The 15,744-nt window shown below is 69.2% G+C and carries 13 protein-coding genes; 1 reads left to right on the top strand and 12 read right to left on the bottom strand.

Translation table 11 applies throughout. The features are described from left to right. Window positions 1-4: 4 nt before the first annotated feature. From AC3ANK_RS05980 to AC3ANK_RS06015, 8 genes are all read right to left on the bottom strand, one after another. Entirely contained in the window at window positions 5-1,045 is a 1,041-nt protein-coding gene (locus tag AC3ANK_RS05980; protein ID WP_484172390.1) for a polysaccharide deacetylase family protein, read from the bottom strand. Next, entirely contained in the window at window positions 1,042-2,403 is a 1,362-nt protein-coding gene (locus AC3ANK_RS05985) for an O-antigen ligase family protein (RefSeq protein ID WP_484172391.1), read from the bottom strand. Before AC3ANK_RS05985 ends, AC3ANK_RS05980 begins: the two co-directional genes overlap by 4 nt. Further along, window positions 2,384-3,553, bottom strand: coding sequence for a glycosyltransferase (locus tag AC3ANK_RS05990; protein WP_484172392.1), 1,170 nt, complete (start codon window positions 3,551-3,553; stop codon window positions 2,384-2,386). The genes AC3ANK_RS05985 and AC3ANK_RS05990 overlap by 20 nt, the downstream gene beginning before the upstream one ends. Window positions 3,554-3,568: 15 nt before the next feature. Continuing rightward, complete coding sequence (locus AC3ANK_RS05995) at window positions 3,569-4,774, bottom strand: glycosyltransferase (RefSeq protein WP_484172393.1); 1,206 nt, start codon at window positions 4,772-4,774, stop codon at window positions 3,569-3,571. Further along, entirely contained in the window at window positions 4,740-6,101 is a 1,362-nt protein-coding gene (locus tag AC3ANK_RS06000) for an outer membrane beta-barrel protein (RefSeq protein WP_484172394.1), read from the bottom strand. The genes AC3ANK_RS05995 and AC3ANK_RS06000 overlap by 35 nt, the downstream gene beginning before the upstream one ends. 64 nt (window positions 6,102-6,165) lie before the next feature. After that, a complete protein-coding gene (locus AC3ANK_RS06005) occupies window positions 6,166-6,948 on the bottom strand; it encodes a P-loop NTPase family protein (protein ID WP_206859374.1) in 783 nt (260 codons plus the stop codon). After that, window positions 6,945-8,549 carry an XrtA system polysaccharide chain length determinant gene (locus AC3ANK_RS06010; RefSeq protein ID WP_242524969.1) on the bottom strand — a complete coding sequence of 535 codons (1,605 nt, stop codon included), beginning with the start codon at window positions 8,547-8,549 and terminating at the stop codon, window positions 6,945-6,947. The genes AC3ANK_RS06005 and AC3ANK_RS06010 overlap by 4 nt, the downstream gene beginning before the upstream one ends. Before the next feature lie 5 nt (window positions 8,550-8,554). Continuing rightward, window positions 8,555-9,193, bottom strand: coding sequence for an XrtA/PEP-CTERM system exopolysaccharide export protein (locus AC3ANK_RS06015; RefSeq protein ID WP_484172395.1), 639 nt, complete (start codon window positions 9,191-9,193; stop codon window positions 8,555-8,557). 262 nt (window positions 9,194-9,455) lie between these two features. Between AC3ANK_RS06015 and galE the strand changes: the two genes are divergently transcribed. Continuing rightward, window positions 9,456-10,544, top strand: a complete 1,089-nt coding sequence (galE, locus tag AC3ANK_RS06020) for a UDP-glucose 4-epimerase GalE (protein ID WP_484172396.1) — start codon at window positions 9,456-9,458, stop codon at window positions 10,542-10,544. A 191-nt stretch (window positions 10,545-10,735) separates the two neighbouring features. On the opposite strand, the gene AC3ANK_RS06025 is transcribed toward galE, so the two are convergent. The 4 genes from AC3ANK_RS06025 to AC3ANK_RS06040 all read right to left on the bottom strand — a co-directional run bounded on the left by AC3ANK_RS06025 (window position 10,736) and on the right by AC3ANK_RS06040 (window position 15,031). Further along, entirely contained in the window at window positions 10,736-12,529 is a 1,794-nt protein-coding gene (locus AC3ANK_RS06025) for a sulfatase-like hydrolase/transferase (RefSeq protein WP_484172397.1), read from the bottom strand. Window positions 12,530-12,682: 153 nt separating this feature from the next. Next, window positions 12,683-13,540 carry an alpha/beta hydrolase family protein gene (locus AC3ANK_RS06030; protein WP_484172398.1) on the bottom strand — a complete coding sequence of 286 codons (858 nt, stop codon included), beginning with the start codon at window positions 13,538-13,540 and terminating at the stop codon, window positions 12,683-12,685. Continuing rightward, entirely contained in the window at window positions 13,533-14,354 is an 822-nt protein-coding gene (gene thiD, locus AC3ANK_RS06035; RefSeq protein WP_206859368.1) for a bifunctional hydroxymethylpyrimidine kinase/phosphomethylpyrimidine kinase, read from the bottom strand. The genes AC3ANK_RS06030 and thiD overlap by 8 nt, the downstream gene beginning before the upstream one ends. Then, entirely contained in the window at window positions 14,351-15,031 is a 681-nt protein-coding gene (locus AC3ANK_RS06040) for a YoaK family protein (protein WP_206859366.1), read from the bottom strand. The genes thiD and AC3ANK_RS06040 overlap by 4 nt, the downstream gene beginning before the upstream one ends. Window positions 15,032-15,744: the final 713 nt, after the last annotated feature.

A 15,744-nucleotide genomic window follows, 5' to 3' on the forward strand; every position in this document is an offset into this window, starting at 1 on the left:
GGTCTCATGCGGCGGCGCGCAGTCCGCGCAGCCAGCCGAGCATGCCGCTGGTCTCGCTGAAGAACAGCGCCTTCGACAGGCGCCCGGACGGCGCGCGGAAACGCGCTTCGTGCACGTTGAAGCGCAGCAGGCGGTAGGGATCGGCGCCGGGACGGTTCACGCCTTCGATCGACGTGGTCGCGGTGGCGAAACCCGCGTCGCGCACCAGGCGCACGTCGCGTTCGCCGAAATCGGTACGGCCGCCATTGGGATAGGCGAAATGGCGCGGCGCGTGCCCGAGTTCGGCGGCAATGCTCGCGCGCGACAGGCCGATTTCCTCGCCGGCGGCGGCGTCGTCGAGGCGGCTGAGAATCGCGTGGCTGCACGTGTGGCCGCCGATCTCGATGCCGCCGTCGGCCAGGCGACGCACGTCGTTCCAGTCGAGCATCTCGCGATCCTCGTGCGGCAGCGGGCGCGGACGCGCCTGCTCGCAGACGTGGTCGACCCACGCTTCCAGTTCGGCAGGTTCCAGCGTTTTCAGGCGCGGTGGCAGCAGCGTGTAGAGACGATGGCGATCGTCGGAGAGCGACAGGTCGAAGTGTCCGAGCCCCAGGCCGCCGAGGTCGATCTGGTCGCGACTGCGCGATTCCACCGCGTGCACGAGGCGGTACGCCCAGATCGGTTCGCCGCCGATGTGGCCGGTGGCGACGTAGACGACCGCCGGGACCGGTCCGCCGAGGTTCGCGTCGATCAGGCCGAGGTTGTCGCGATAGCCGTCGTCGAAGGTGAGCGCATAGCGGGTCTTCTGCGCGCGCTCGGGCGAGAGTTCGCGCAGGCCGTCGTCCAGCCCGACCAGCGCGCCGCGCGCGCGCAGCCACGCGAGCATCTGCCGCAGTTGCGTGCGCGAGACGCTCAAGGGGTAGGGGTCGTGGTCGTCGCGCAGGCGATGCAGCATCAGGATCACCAGCCCCGCGCCGCTGAGCTTGCGGTACAGGCCATCGAGCCCGCTGTAATGGCTGCACAATGCGAGGCAGTAACGCACCCAGGTGCGAAGCAGGACGGTCATCGCGTGGAATCCTCCGGCGGCAGGTGGCGCGCCTTCACGACCAGGGCCACATAGGCCCAGAAGTAGGCGATCACCGGGTAATACGTGAAACGGTCGCCGAACAGGTTGCTGATGATCATCGACACCCAGGCGCCCATCATTCCCAGGGCCAGCGCGTAGCGCCAGGTGCCGGTGCGCGCCTGAGCGACCTCGCGCAACGAGGTCCTCAGCACCGCCAGCAGGATGCCCAGCAGCGAGATCGCGCCGAGCACGCCGCCTTCGCTGAGCATGCGGATGTAGAGGTTGTGGGTGTCGCGGCCGTAGGGATTGATCTCGCGATGGTGGAAGGTGTGGTAGCCGGTGCCGACCACCGGATTGCGTACGAAGTTCGACCACGCGATCTTCCAGTACTCGATGCGCAGCTCGGTGCTTTCGTCGCGCTTGCCTTCCTCCACCGTGGTGCTGTCGAAACGTTCGACCACCGACTTGGGAAGCACCGCCGGCAGCACCACGACCGCCAGGCACAGCGGCAGGATCAGCTTCATCCGCCCGCGCCAGACCAGGATCACCACCACCATGCCCATGATCAGGCTGATGTAGGCCGTGCGCGAGTAGGCGTACAGCACGCCGACGATCATGCAGCCGATGCCGCCGAGCAGCAGCAGCTTCCACTTGCGCGACAGCCGGCACGCGAGCAGCAGCGCGAACAGCACCACCGCCACGGTCACGCAGAACGCGGCGAACTCGTTGGCGCCCAGCAGCGCGAAGGTGCCGCTGATGCGCAGGTCGTCGGTGTAGTGCGTGCTGGCGACGCTGCGGTGCTGGTTCCACACCACCTTGGCGATGTACGGCAGCGGCAGCAGCGTGGCCAGGACCACCATGCGCACGCCGTTCCAGTCGCGCACGCTCATCTGCACCACGTACACCACGAACAGCCCGACCATGTGGTCCTTGAGCTGGTTGAAGTGGTTGGTCGGCTCGTTGACGAAATGGAAACCGATGAGCATCGACAGCGTCATGTAGATCGCGTAGATCGCCGTCCACGTGTTCACCGGCTCGTTCGGCGCGAGCTTCCCGCCCTGCGCCATCGCGGTGAACAGCGAGACCAGGAACATGAGGTTGAGGAAGTTCAACCCACCGCCGATGTTCGGCAGATAGCCGGCGGTGATGTTCTGCAGCGGCAGCAGGATCAGGAACACGAACAGCGCCCAGTTGCGCGGCGCGCGTGCGGTCGCCGGCCGGGCGCTCGCCCGCGCGGCACTCGGTGCGCCCGGAAGCACGGGCAGGCGCGTGCGCGTGCCGGCCGGCATCGCGCCGCGCAACGCACGCGCCGCGAGCGGGAATCGCGATCCACCAGCGTCAGGATGCGCGCCGCGCATGGCGTTTCTCCAGCAGTCCGCGGTACAGCGCCAGGTACCCGGCCGCCATCGCCTGCGCGCTGTGGCGTTCGCGCACGTGATCGCGCGCCACGGTGTCGCGGACACGGGGTGCGCTCATCGCGTCGTCCAGCGCCATCTCGAGGGCGACCACATCGCCCGGCGGAACGGTGCGCCCATGCGCGCTGCGTGCGAGCAGGCGCGGGATGTCGCCGACGGCGCTGGCGATCACCGGAACTTCGCAGGCCATCGCTTCCAGCACCACCAGCGGCATGCCTTCGGTGAGCGAGGGCAACACGAGGTGATCGGTGAGCGTGTGGACGGCCGGCATGTCGTGGCGCATGCCGAGGAAACGGACGCGCTGCGTGATGCCGAGCTGCGTTGCCAGCGTTTCGAGTTCCTCGCGCAGCGGGCCGTCGCCGACGACCAGCAGCACGGCGTCCGCATGGCGCGCGGCGACCGGCACGAAGGCGCGCAGCAGCATCGCGATGTTCTTCTCGCTCGACAGCCGCGCGACGGCGGAGAACACGCGCGAGTCCGGCGAAAGGCCCAGTTGCGCGCGCAGCATCGCGGCGCCGGCTTCATCGCGCACCGGGCAATCGATGCCGTTGTCGATGTGACGGATGCGCGCGCGCGGAACGCCGGCACGCGCGAGGCGGTCGACCTGTTCGCCGGCCACGACCACCAGCGCATCGAAGCGGCGTAGCAGCGCGAGTTCCAGCCGCGTGTACAGGCGCAGCGACGCGGAGGATTCGACCCAGCCGTGCAGCGTGGCGACCAGCGGCGCGGGCTTTCCGAGGTGATGTTCGCGGCGCGTGGCGAGCCAGGCGTAGAAGGCGCTCTTGTAGTCGTGCACGTGCACGACCGGTGGCGTGCCGGCGCGGTCGCGCGTGGCGCCGATCTGCGCGGCGATCGCGCCGATGGTGGCCGCATCGACGCGGCCACGGCAGGGCAGCAGGACCGTGTCCTGGCCGGTCGCGGAGGCGACGTCGTGCAGCGCCTGTTCGTGCATGCGGTAGTTGTTGATGCTCAGAAGACGGCTGCGTGCGCCGCCGCGATCGAGCGCGCGATTCAGCGCGAGCACCACGCGATCGGCGCCATACAAGCCGGCGCTCGAGCGGACCTGCAAGACGAAGGGGCGCGATTCGTTCATGGCGTCCTCGCGGCCTCAATCGCGTCCAAGCAGGCGGCGATACAGGCGGTCGAACGCGAGCACCATCGCGTCGAGCGAGAACTCGCGCTCGATGCGCGTGCGCGCGGCCAGCCCCATGCGCCGGCGCGCATGCGGCGATTGCGCCAGCCATTGCAGCGCCGCGGCCAGCGAGATCGGATCCAGCGGCGGCACCAGCAACCCGGTCTGTTCGTGCTGCACCAGGTGCAGGTTTCCGCCGACCGCGGTCGCGACGACCGGCAGGCCGCATGCCATCGCCTCGAGGATCGCGTTGGACATGCCCTCGCTCGAGGAGCACAGCACCAGCGCGTCCATCGCCGGCAGCAGATCGGCGACGTCGTCGCGGAAGCTCAGCAGGTGGACGTCCTCGTCCAGGCCCTGCCCGGCAATGCGGGCGCGGATCATCGGCAGGTCCGGGCCGTCGCCGACCAGCAGCAGCCGCGCCTGCGGCACGTTGCGTCGCACGCTGGCGAAGGCGTCGAGCAGGTCGACATGGCGCTTCACCGGCTGCATGCGCGCGACGCAGCCGAACACGATGGCGTCCGCATCCAGCCCGAGTACCGCGCGCGTGTCGAGCCGGCGCTGCAACGGCGCCGGCGCGTAGTGGCGCGTGTCCACGCCGTTGGGGATCCACGTCATGCGCAGCGCGTCGAGCTTCTCGCATTGCGCGAGCCCGGACAGGATCTGCCGCGCCGGCGCCACCACCGTATCGAAGCGCGGATTGAGCCAGCGGAACGCGTGCTGCAGCTTCGGGCTCTTCTTGAAGCCCATGTCGCGCCGGTTGGAGATGTGCACCGTCCCGGGCCGGCGCGGAAGCAGCGCGTTGAGCACGTCGGCCTTCTCGTGCTGCGACTGCACGACGTCGAAACGCTCGCGGCGCAGCATCGCCGACAGTTCGCGCCACGCGCGCAGGCCGGTGCGGTCGTACACCGCATGCACCGGTAGCGAGAGCATGCGCAGGTGCGGTTGCTTCAACAGCTGGCGGCCGTGGTTGCCCGGCATCGACTGTTCGTGCAGTTGCACCAGCGTGATGCGGTACGCATCCGCGGGCAGGCGCGTGGCGAGGTTCTGCAGGAACCGTTCGCTGCCGCCGGGCGCGAGCACCGGCGTGTCGGTCACCAGCAGCAGCGCGATGCGCTCGTCGGCGACGCGCGCGACGGCGCGCGGCTCAGCGGGTATAGCGAACGCTGAAGATGGCGGCATTCTCGTCATAGCTCGCTTCGTTGGCGTTGCTGTCGCGTTCCTGGTGGCGCAGGTCGAAGCCCAGGCTCCAGTGGCGGGTGAGGATCTTCGTCATGCCGATGTAAACGGAGAAGTCGTCGTCGTCGCGGTCGAAGCTGTCGAAACTGCGGAAGCCCGCCGACACCGAACCGTTGAGGTACAGCGACGGCGTGATCGCCCAGCTCAGCCCGACGCCGATGCCGTAGCTGCCTTCGCTTTCGGCGGTGGGGTCGATGTAGTCGTTGTCTTCGTAGTACGGCCGGATGCTGGCGTCGAGGCGTTCGCCGTTGTAGCGGTAGCCCACGTCGACGCGACGCTGGCGGTACAGGTCCGGGCCGATGGTGACGTCGGTCGGATCGGGCGTCGGCGCGCCGCCGGGCGCCGTTGGGCCGGCGGTCGGATCGACGGCGTTGGTCATCAGTTCCTGCGCGGCGTCGGAGAACTGGTAGTACACGCCCATGTCGAGCGTGCTGCGTGAGGTCGCCCGCCAGGTCAGCACGGTGCGGAACAGCGGCGCGTCGTCCTTGGTGTTGTAGTCGGTGAGTTCGACCCACGAGTAACCCGCGCGCACTTCCAGGTCGATGTTGGCGAGGTTTCGGTTCCAGGTGACGTAGCTGTCGAGGCGGCGGTAATCGGCGCCGAGCGTGTCCAGGCTCACCTGGTCGTACTGCACTTCGCTGCCTTCCACGGTGAAGGCGATGCGCGTGGTCGGGCCGGGTTCCTGCCACAGGGTGAAGGCGGCGTTGTACCGATCGCCGTTGAAATCGTCGCTTTCCTCGGCCCAGTAGTTGTTGTAGCGAAGATCCACGCGCACGCGGGTGGCATCGCCCGGGCGCAGGTTGAACTGCGTGCCGGCGACGAACACGTTCACCTGCTGCTGGTTGTTGGGCGCATCGGCGGCGAGCACGTCGATCGGCTCGTAGTTCGCGTAGTCCTCGATGATGACCTTCATCCGGTCCTGCCAGGTGTTCCAGTTGAACGTGCCCACCAGCGAGGCGCGCACGTCGTCGTCGAACAGGTCGCCGGTGTAGTACAGGTATTCCACGCCGCCGCTCGCGGCCAGCGTGGTGTTGCGGCCGGTCTGGGTCAGGTCGAAGGCGACGTCGGTGGCGAGCGTGCTTTCCTCCTGCGGATTGGTCTGCGTCAGCGCGATGTTGTCGCTGTGCTCGACGCGCCCGCCGATGGAGTAATTGATCTGCGCCGCGCGCGCGGCGTGCGGCAGCATCGCGGGAAGCGCGGCCAGCAGGCCGATGCAGAGCGCGGATCGCGGGGATGGCCCTGCGACCGGTTGGATTCTTGCGCTGGCCATTCGATCTCCCTGATGTCTTGTGGCCGGACGGTCCTGAAGCCGCGGGTGCCGAAGCTTGCGTCGTTCAAACGCCTTCGTTGAACACCACGCCGGCGAACTTGGCCGGATCGAAGTTCGCCGCGGCCTGCGCGATCGTCGACGCCGTATCGCGCCCGTATCCGGCGACGAGGATCACCACGTCGGCGATGTCGGCCAGGATGCGTGCGTCCGGCGTGCCGCGCACCGGCGGCCCGTCGAGGAACACGTAGCAGTTCGGGTGCCGGCTGCGGATCGAATCCAGCAGAAGCCGCATGCGCACGGACGAGAAGTACTCCGCGCCGATCTCGCGCGTGGTTCCTGCGGGAATCAGGCGAAGCCCGGTGACGCCGGTTTCGTAGATCACGTCGGACAGATCCGCATCGGCGTTCTCGAGGTATTCCACGAGCCCGCCGTTGTCGGCGTCGATCTTCATCGTGCGTTGCTGCGAGGGATGGCGCAGGTCGCAGTCGACCAGCAGCGCGCTCCTGGTTTCGTCGAAGGCCATCGCCGTGGCGAGGTTGCGCGCGACGAAACTGCCGCCGCTGCCGCTGCTCACCGGCGCCACCAGCGCGACGAAGCTGCCTTCGACCGCGGAGAGCAGGCGCGTGCGCAGTTCGCGGAACGCATCGACCTCCGGCCTCGACACGCCGCCGCGATGGATGATCGCGCGGTCCTCCAGCTGCGAGGGCGTGAGCGCGGCAACGCCGGCGCTGCGCGGGATGGTCGGACGCAGGTCGCGTTCGGGCGCGTCCTCGCGATCGGTCGCGGCGCTTCCGGTGGCGCGGTCGTCCGTGGTGTCCAGTACGGCTTCGGAAGGAGCGGCGCTCATTGGAGGGTCACCATCTTCAGGATGAGGGTCAGGCCGTAAACGAGCGGCACCACCAGGAAAATCATCGCGGCGATCACGAAGCGGCGCATCGCCATGCGGCGCGAGGTCACGGTGCGGTAACGCGGCACCGTGCCGAGCACCGGCAACGCCGATGCGGTTTCGACCTGGTAGGGCGAACGCACGCGCGGATCGAGCCGCACGAAGCCGAACAGCAGCACCAGCGGCGCCAGCGCGGCGGCGCCGAGGCCGGCGCCCGCCACGTGCACCAGGCGCAGGCCGACGCCGCGCAGCGGATACGTCGCCGGTTCCTGGATGCGGAAACTCAGGCCGCGCTGCTCGGAATCCAGGCTCATCGACACGCGCGCGTTCTCGCGGCGCTTGAGCAGGTCCTGGTAGAGATCGCGGTTGACTTCGTAATCGCGCGACAGCTCGGCCATCGTGCTTTCCGATGCGGCGATGTGGCGGCTGCGGGCCAGTTCCTGGTCGAGCAGCGCCTGGCTGGTGTTGATGCGCGAGGTCACCGCGGCGGCCTGGCGGCGGTTCTCGGCGAGCTTGCTCTTGAGTTCGCCGTACAGCGGATTGAACGAAGCCACGCCGCCCAGCGCGGTGCCGCCGGTGCTGGTGTCGTTCGCCGCGCCGGGCGAGGGCGGTGCGCTCTTGCGCGCGGCCTGGCGCGCGTCCTCGCGGCGCACTTCCTCTTCCAGGTCGCGGATCTGGTGCGCCACGCGGACCACGTCCGGATGCTGCTCGGTGTAGTTCATCAGCAGGCGGTCGTGCTCGGATTCCAGCTCGGCCATGCGCGCGAGCAGCTGGCCCGAGCGCGTCTGCACCACGTTCACCTCGTTCTCGCCGTTGAGCTGGCCCTGCAGCGCGTTGCCCTGCGATTCCAGGTCCATCAGCTCCATGCGCGAGGTGTCGACCATGCGGCGCAACTCGGCGATGCGCGAGTTCACGTCGCCGTCGATGCCCGGGCGCGCGTCCGGATTGGACTTGCGATACGCCTCCAGCTTGGATTCGGCGTCGGTGAGCTTCTTGTGGTAGGCGCGTACCTGCGAGTCGATGAAGTCGTACGCGTCGCGGCTCTCGCGTTCCTTGGTCGCCAGGCTCTGCTCGATGATCAGTTCGGCGAAGCGCTTGGTGACGGCGTGCGCGCGCGCCGGGTCGGTGTCCGTGTACGACACGCGGATCAGGTTGTCGCGCGGGTTGGAGATGATCGTGCGACCGGTGATCACCTCGATCAGCTGGTCCTGCTGCACCGGCGTCGGATTGGATTTCATCCAGCCGCCGGTCTTGAGGATCTCGTCCATCGTCCTGCGGCTGAAGGCGACCTCGCGCGTGATCGCCGCGCGGCTCACCACGCTGGTCGGCACGGCGCGGCCTTCCATCAGCGGCTTGATGATGTTGCTTTCCTCGACCAGGATCGTCGTCTGCGAGTTGTATTTCTTCGGCAGCAGCATCCCGAAGACGAGCGCGCCCAGTGCGATCAGCGTGAACACCGTCGCCAGCAGCACCGGGCGGCGGCGCCATTCCTCGAACGCCACCGGCACCATCGCCGCGATCGCGGAGGGACGGGTCTCCGGGACCGTGAGTTCCGTCGACATGCCGTTCACAGCGTGCGTTCCGGAACGGTGATGACATCGCCCGGCGCGACCTTGAAGTTGGTCGTCAGGTCGCCGTCTTCCAGGATGTGGTCCAGCCGAACCGCATAGCTGCGCGTGCTGTCGCCGGTCTTGCGATACAGGTCGGACTTCGCGGGCGCGGCGAACTCGGTGACGCCGCCGGCGGCGAGCACGGCGTCGAGCACGGTCATGCCCTGGCGGAAGGGAATGGAGATGGGCTGGCGCACCGCGCCGGTGACGCGCACGCGCGAGAGGTATTCGTGGCTGCGAAGGTCGGTGAGGATCACCGCGACCTGCGGATCGCGCACGAACACGGCGAGGCGTTCCTGGATTTCCTTCGCCACCGCGTTCGGCGTGCGCCCGCCCGCGGCGACGTCGCCGACCAGCGGGACGGAAATCCTGCCGTCCGGACGCACCGGAACGGTGATGCCCAGCTCCGGATTGCGCCACACCGACACCTGCACGATGTCGTCGATGCCGATCTGGTAGGCGTCGACCAGGTTTTCCGATTCCGCCGGCGGCGGTGCGTTGGCGCTGCCGCCCGAAGACGCGCAGGCGGAAAGGAAGAGCATCGTGGCGAGGACGGCGACGAAGGTGCCGATCGTGCGGGTACTTAACGTGCGCATACGCAAAACCCCCTTGCATTCGACATGAGCGAACGGCGCGGGGGCGGATTTCCGGCCACCTGCGCGTGCGGCGAACACGCTTGCCGGATCCTTGCCGGAGCGGGCGGCGCTTTGCGTTGGAAGGGTCAGGACGCCGGACGACCGGTGTCCGGGGAGCCGTCGTTCGCGGCGGAGCGTGCAGGGCGGCCGCGTGTCGCGGCGGCCCTGCTTCGACTTGCAAGGGCCGACTTGTCCGGAAGTCGCCCGACACATCGGGATCCTCATGCGAATCCTCGTCTGCGGAGGCGCCGGTTACATCGGCAGCCACACCTGCCTGGGCCTGATCGAGCGCGGCCATTCCGTGGTGATCGCCGACAGCGGCGTGAACTCGTCGCCGCGCGTGATCCCGCGACTGCGCCGGCTCGCCGGCGTGCCGATTCCCGTGCACCGCGTGGACCTGCGCGACCGCGCGGCGATGACGGCGCTGTTCGCGACGTACCGCTTCGACGCCGTGCTGCACTTCGCGGCGCTCAAGGCGGTGGGCGATTCCTGCCGCCGGCCGCTGGACTACTTCGACAACAACATCAGCGGCACCATCGTCCTGCTGCAGGCGATGCGCGGGGCGGGCGTGCGACGGCTGGTGTTCAGTTCGTCCGCGACGGTCTACGGCGAGCCGGAGCGCGTGCCGGTGCGCGAGGACGCGGGGCTGTCGGTGATGAATCCGTACGGCCGCACGAAGTTGGTGGCCGAGCAGCTGATCGGCGATCTGTGCACGGCCGATCCCGAATTCCGCGCCGCGAACCTGCGCTATTTCAATCCGGTCGGCGCGCATGCGTCGGGCCTGATCGGCGAGGACCCCTGCGGCGAGCCGACCAACCTGATGCCCTACATCTGCCAGGTCGCGGTGGGCGCGCGCGAGAAGCTGCGCGTGTTCGGCGGCGATTATCCGACCGTGGACGGGACCGGCGTGCGCGACTACATCCACGTGGTGGACCTGGCGCGTGCGCACGTGGACGCGCTGGAGTACATGGTGCGAGCCGATGCCAGCGTGACCGTCAACCTCGGCACCGGACGCGGCGTGAGCGTGCTGGAACTGGTGCATGCGTTCGAACGCGCGAGCGGACGGCGCATCGCCTACGAGATCGTCGGGCGTCGCTCGGGCGATGCCGCGTCCGTCTACGCCGATCCGTCGCTCGCGCACGCGTTGTTCGGATGGCGCGCGCAGTTCGACGTGGATGCGATGTGCCGCGATGCGTGGCGCTGGCAGGCGATGAATCCGGAAGGGTATCGGACGGTCGCGCGGCACGAGCCCGCGTCGTCGCGTGGACGGCGTGCGCGGATTGGCGGGTCCCGGGCGGTGGATGTGGTGTGAACGGCCTGCGTCGCTCCGCGGTGCGGGCATCGTCGAAGACGCCGTCATTCCCGCGAAGGCGGGAATCCCGCTGTCGGGCGGATCACGCTCTCCGGAAAACGCGATGGCCCGGAGCGTTGGGTCCCGGCCTGCGCGGGGACGTCGTCTGAAAAGCGGAGGCCTCGGATAAGGAGCGGAAGCGAGGCCGCGCGTTACGGCGCACCGCTCGCCGTGCTCGCATCCAGCTTCGCGCGCCGGCGGTCGTCCGCCAGCGCCTGCTGCAATCCGTCGCGGAGTTGCCCGCCCTGGCCGATCGAATTCCACACCGGTTCGCGGCCGAAGCGCACGAAGTAGGTGGAGAGGAAGCGGTTGCCGTGGTCCGGCAGCGCGTCGAACAGGCCCGCTTCGAAGCGGCTTTCGGCGGAAGGTGGGGCATAACCCATCGACGCTAGCAGCGTGGGATAGACGTTGAACGCGCTGGCGCGGTCGTGGTTGCGGCGCGCGGCGTCGCGCAGCAGCGGCGAGAGCTCGGCGTTGCGCGTGATCGCCGCCAGCGGCACGCGGCCTTCGCTCGGCGAGGCGGGGCCGATCGTGCAATGCGTCTGCTCGCCGGGGCTGCCGTCCTCGTGGAAATTCTGGCCGTGGTCGGCGGTGTAGAGGATCAGCGTGTCGGCGAGGTCCACGTTCGCGAGCGCTTCGCGGAAGAAGCCGCGCGTGTTCCAGGCCAGGCAGTTGCGGTAGCTGTTGACCTGGCGCCAGCGCTGTTCGGCGTTCTCGGCCTGTCGATAGCCGGAACCGTCGTCAGCCTCCTTCGACACGAACGCGCGCGACATCGTCGGCGAATACAGCGTGTTCGCGGCCGGATACTTGCCTTCGTACGGGAAGTGGCAGCCCATCTTGTTGACGTAGGTGAAGCTGGGGCGGTCGCGCAGCAGCACGCGGTTGAGCAGGCGCCCGGCCTCGATGTCCTTCGCGTCCGGCGCGAAGGCCGTGCCGACCTGCACGAACTCGTCGATCTCGCCGACCTCGCGCCGGTCCATGAAGTTCTGCAGCTTGCCGTCGTGGCGCTGCGCGTCGATGTAGATCGTGCGGTAGCCCGCACGCGCGGCGTAGCGCCAGAAGGACGGATTGACCTGCAGGTCCTTCAGGTACCGCTCGCGCGTGACGCCGTAGCGCACGCTCGCGTTCGAGGTGGACGAGCAGTTCGCCGTGGACGCCGCGACGCCGAAGTTCGCCAACGCGCTTCCGAGCGGACGCAGGCCGGTTTCCACGCCGTCCTCGACGTTGAGGTCGACGTAATCGCCGCGCACGCTTTCGTCCATCACCAGCACGATGTGGCGGAACGGCCGCTGGCCCAGGTGCGCCAGCGCGATGTCCTCGCGTTCGGGCGCGGGCGGCGCGAGCAGTTTTTCCGCGCCGAGCACGCCGGCGAACGCGGCGGTGTTGTATTGCCCCGGAAACCCGTTGGAGCCTTCGCCGCCGCGCAGGTAGAGAAGCACGCCGATCGCCACCACCGGCAGCAGTTGCAGCAGCCCCGGATTGCGTTGCGGCCAGCGCAGCAGCGATGGCGAATCCGGCGGCGCGAGCCACGGCGGCAGGTTGATCGCGATGACCCCGAGCGCGGACCACGCGACCGCCTGCAAAATCTGCGCGTCGTGGAAACCCTTCAGGTTCCCGGCGAAACCGACCAGGCCGAGGAGCTGTTCGAACTCGATCAGGCCCAGGTGGCGCGACACGATCAGCGCGTGGGCGAGGGTGAAACTGCTGCCGAGGAAGAAGACCGCGCTCCACACGACGCGCGCGGGCGTGCGCGCGTGGAACGCGAGTACCAGCATGGTGACGATGCACAACAGCCAGACCGCGGCGAACACCGCCAGGCCGGGTTGCAGCCCGATGTGGGCCACGCGCTCGGCGAGCAGGCGGTTGGTGCCCAGCAGATAGGTGCCGATCAGCACGAGCTTCACCGCGATCCATGCAGCCGGTGCCCTGGAAACCCATCCGCCCATGCGATCTCGCCCCCCGTTGCGCCGCCTTGCGGCGGAACCGCGTGTATGCCCGGCGCGCGGCCGGGTTCCGGCCCACTCCCCTCGGCGAGGGAGCGGCCTCATTGCGGGTAACGCAGGCGGGCGGCGGGAACGGTCGCCGCGCGGATCGGGCGGTCAGCGCAGCAGCGCGTCGACCACCGCGTCGGGCTGCTTCATCCAGGCGTAGTGATCGGCGCGCGCGCCCAGCGCGGCGGCGTCGAGCACGTCGATGCGCGTCGTCGCGCGGCGCAGTTTCGACAGCAGGAAACGCAGCGAGGATTCCGGCCCGAGCCAGTCGCGCGCGAGCACCACCGCGTGCGCGTCGAGGGTGAGGGCGGCCATCGCCGATTCCAGGTCGACGTCCACGCCGCGCGCGGCATAGCGGCCGGACAGGCCGGTGAGGCTCCAGTCGCGGATCACGCCGCGCGCTTCCTGTCCGCCGAAACCGATGCGGCGGCCGGGCAGGGCGCCGTGGAAATCGGCGAGCCACGCGAGGAACCGGTACACGAACGGCAGCCACCACGCGGTCTTCATCGGGAACGCGCGCCAGTACGGCGCGCCGCTGCCGACCAGCCACAGGCGTTGCGCGCTTTCCGGCGAAAGGCCGAGCCGGCAGCACGCCAGTTGCCCGCCCAGGCTGTGGCCGCCGAGGATGCGCGGCACGTCGGGGGCGTGCGCGGCGACCAGCGCTTCGCTGGCGGGGAGGTCGAGCGTGAGCAGTTCGCGATAACCCCAGTCGGTCTGGCGGTCCGCACGCACGCTGCTGGAGCCGCCGCCGCGCCATTCGTGCACGAACACCGCGATGCCGCGTCGTGCCAGCGCTTCGGCGAAGGGCACGTAATGCTTCGCGCCGATGCCCATGGCCGGCAGCCAGAGCAGGCTGGCGCGCGGCGCTTGCGGGATGCGCGCGATCGGTTTGAAGCGATGGCCGTCGTCGGCCGTCGCCTCGGATTCGAGCGCGCGGAAGTCCTGCGGCGGCGAGGCGTCATCCATGCGGTGCGGCTCCGAAGTGGTCGAGCACGAGCACGTCGCCGCGACCGGGTCGATAACCACGGCGCAGCGCGGCGTGCACGTAGTCGGTGGCGGCGGTGCTGGCCTCGCGCAGGTCGCGTCCGAGGCACAGGTTCGCCGCGACCGCGGACGCGAGCGTGCAGCCGGTGCCGTGCGCGTCGATCTGCAATCGCGTGTGCGACATCGGATGCACGACGTCGCCGTCGGCGAACAGGTCCACCACGTCCTCGCGCGAGGCTTCCACCGGAAGATGGCCGCCCTTGAGCAGCACCGCGCGCACGCCGAGGGCTCGCAGGGCGTCGATCGCGCCGTGCATCGCATCGAGGTCCTCGATGCGTTCGCCGATCAGCAGTTCGGCTTCGGGCAGGTTCGGCGTGACCAGCGTCGCCATCGGCAGCAGGCGCGTGCGCAACGCGTCCAGCGCGCTGGATTCGAGCAGGCGCGCGCCGGAGGTGGACACCATCACCGGATCGAGCACGACGTGCGCGGGACGATGGTGCGAGAGCGCGTCGGCGACGGCGTGGATCACCTCGGCGTTGGCGAGCATGCCGAGCTTCACCGCACCGATGTCGAAATCGTCGAAGCAGGCGTCGATCTGCGCGCGCAGGAAGGCGACGTCCGGCACGTGCACCGCGGTGACGGCGCGGGTGTGCTGCGCGGTGAGCGCGGCGAGCGCGCTGAGGCCGTGCACGCGATGCGCGGCGAAGGTTTTCAGGTCGGCCTGGATGCCGGCGCCGCCGCCGGAATCCGAACCGGCGATGGTGAGGGCGCAGGACGGGAGAGTCGCGTCGTTCATGGCGACAGTGTGCCTGCCGGACCGCGGTGCAGGCGATAGGCGACGTAGGCGACGCCGGTGACGCCGGTGATCGCGGCCGGCACGTACAGCGTGCGGTAGGCCAGGTGCGGGAACAGCGACGCGCCGACCACGCCGCCGAGCAGGAAGCCGCCGACGATCGCCAGGCACAGCCAGAGCCGGCGCGGTTCGGCCGGCACGCCGCGCAGGCGATGGCCGAGGAACACGCCCAGGTCGGTGAACATGCCGGTGAGGTGCGAGGTGCGCACGAGCGTGCCGCTGTAGGTCGCGGTCATCGCGTTCTGCAGTCCGCAGGCCATCGCGGCGAGCGCGGCGCCGGCGATCTGCTGGCGTTCGAACAGCGGCACCGCCGCGACCAGCAGCGCCGCTTCGATGGAGAGCGCCACGCCGTAGCGCCGGCCCAGGCGCAACGTGCTGTCCTGGATGATGAACCCGCTGAGCACCGCGCCGCCGACGAACGACATCACCACGAGCACCAGGTGGCCGCTCGCGCGCGCATCGCCATGCGCGATCGCCGCGCCGAGCAGCGTGGTCGTGCCGGTGAGGTGCGTCACCGCCTGGTGTTCGAAACCGAGGTAACCCACCACATTCACCATCCCCGCGACCATCGCGAGCGTGGCGGCGCCGAGCCAGACCCAGGTGGGGAGGCGGGTGATCATGGGTGCGCGTGTCCCGTTGGAGGATTGCGGTTGGAGGATTGCGTCATTGTGCCGTGTTGCGGCGGCGTTGATGGGCGCGGGGTGCTGGGGGTGTTTTTCAGTGCGCTGTGGGGGTCGGCGTCGCCCCGTGGGGCATTGTCGTTGTCGTTGTGGTCGAAGCGCCGGCGTTCCCAACGCCAAGGTCGTTTCCCAAAAAAATGCACCGTCATCCCGGCGAAGGCCGGGATCCAGGCTCGTGACGTTTGGGCACTCCATTGACGGTTCCCAAGCTCACCGTCATTCCAGCGAAAGCTGGAACCCATTTGCTGTTGGGCTTCGTCGTGACTTCGAAAGCACACATCGCGAGCGCCGGCGTTACCGCACGCCCCGCCCCTCACCCAATCCCTCTCCCGCAGGGAGAGGGGCTAAAAGCACCGCCCCTCACTCCCGGAGGTCGAGGGGCTCAGAACTCCCTCCCCGGCGAATGCAGGGGAGGGTTGGGGAGGGGTGAAGTGGCAAACGGTGCGCCTGGTTCGAGCGTGACAGGCCCCGGGTGCGCTCCGCTTACCCGGGCTACAGAAGCGCTTCGAAAGCGCACATCGCGAGCGCGGGCGTTGCCGCACGTCCCGACCCTCCCACCCCAACCCTCTCCCGGAGGGAGAGGAGCTGGAACTCCCTCCCCGGCGAATGCAGGGGAGGGTTGGAGAGGGGTGAAATGGCACACGATGCGCGTG

This window comes from Lysobacter sp. SCRH-1R (genome assembly GCF_057747855.1).

Excerpts from the sequence above, each read along its gene's own strand:
- AC3ANK_RS06040 (WP_206859366.1), bottom strand. The coding sequence starts at position 15,031 with ATGATCACCCGCCTCCCCACCTGGGTCTGGCTCGGCGCCGCCACGCTC.
- AC3ANK_RS06030 (WP_484172398.1), bottom strand. The coding sequence starts at position 13,540 with ATGGATGACGCCTCGCCGCCGCAGGACTTCCGCGCGCTCGAATCCGAG.
- AC3ANK_RS06010 (WP_242524969.1), bottom strand. The coding sequence starts at position 8,549 with ATGTCGACGGAACTCACGGTCCCGGAGACCCGTCCCTCCGCGATCGCG.
- AC3ANK_RS06000 (WP_484172394.1), bottom strand. The coding sequence starts at position 6,101 with ATGGCCAGCGCAAGAATCCAACCGGTCGCAGGGCCATCCCCGCGATCC.
- AC3ANK_RS05980 (WP_484172390.1), bottom strand. The coding sequence starts at position 1,045 with ATGACCGTCCTGCTTCGCACCTGGGTGCGTTACTGCCTCGCATTGTGC.
- AC3ANK_RS06005 (WP_206859374.1), bottom strand. The coding sequence starts at position 6,948 with ATGAGCGCCGCTCCTTCCGAAGCCGTACTGGACACCACGGACGACCGC.
- AC3ANK_RS06025 (WP_484172397.1), bottom strand. The coding sequence starts at position 12,529 with ATGGGCGGATGGGTTTCCAGGGCACCGGCTGCATGGATCGCGGTGAAG.
- AC3ANK_RS06015 (WP_484172395.1), bottom strand. The coding sequence starts at position 9,193 with ATGCGCACGTTAAGTACCCGCACGATCGGCACCTTCGTCGCCGTCCTC.
- thiD (WP_206859368.1), bottom strand. The coding sequence starts at position 14,354 with ATGAACGACGCGACTCTCCCGTCCTGCGCCCTCACCATCGCCGGTTCG.
- galE (WP_484172396.1), top strand. The coding sequence starts at position 9,456 with ATGCGAATCCTCGTCTGCGGAGGCGCCGGTTACATCGGCAGCCACACC.
- AC3ANK_RS05985 (WP_484172391.1), bottom strand. The coding sequence starts at position 2,403 with ATGCGCGGCGCGCATCCTGACGCTGGTGGATCGCGATTCCCGCTCGCG.
- AC3ANK_RS05995 (WP_484172393.1), bottom strand. The coding sequence starts at position 4,774 with ATGCCGCCATCTTCAGCGTTCGCTATACCCGCTGAGCCGCGCGCCGTC.
- AC3ANK_RS05990 (WP_484172392.1), bottom strand. The coding sequence starts at position 3,553 with ATGAACGAATCGCGCCCCTTCGTCTTGCAGGTCCGCTCGAGCGCCGGC.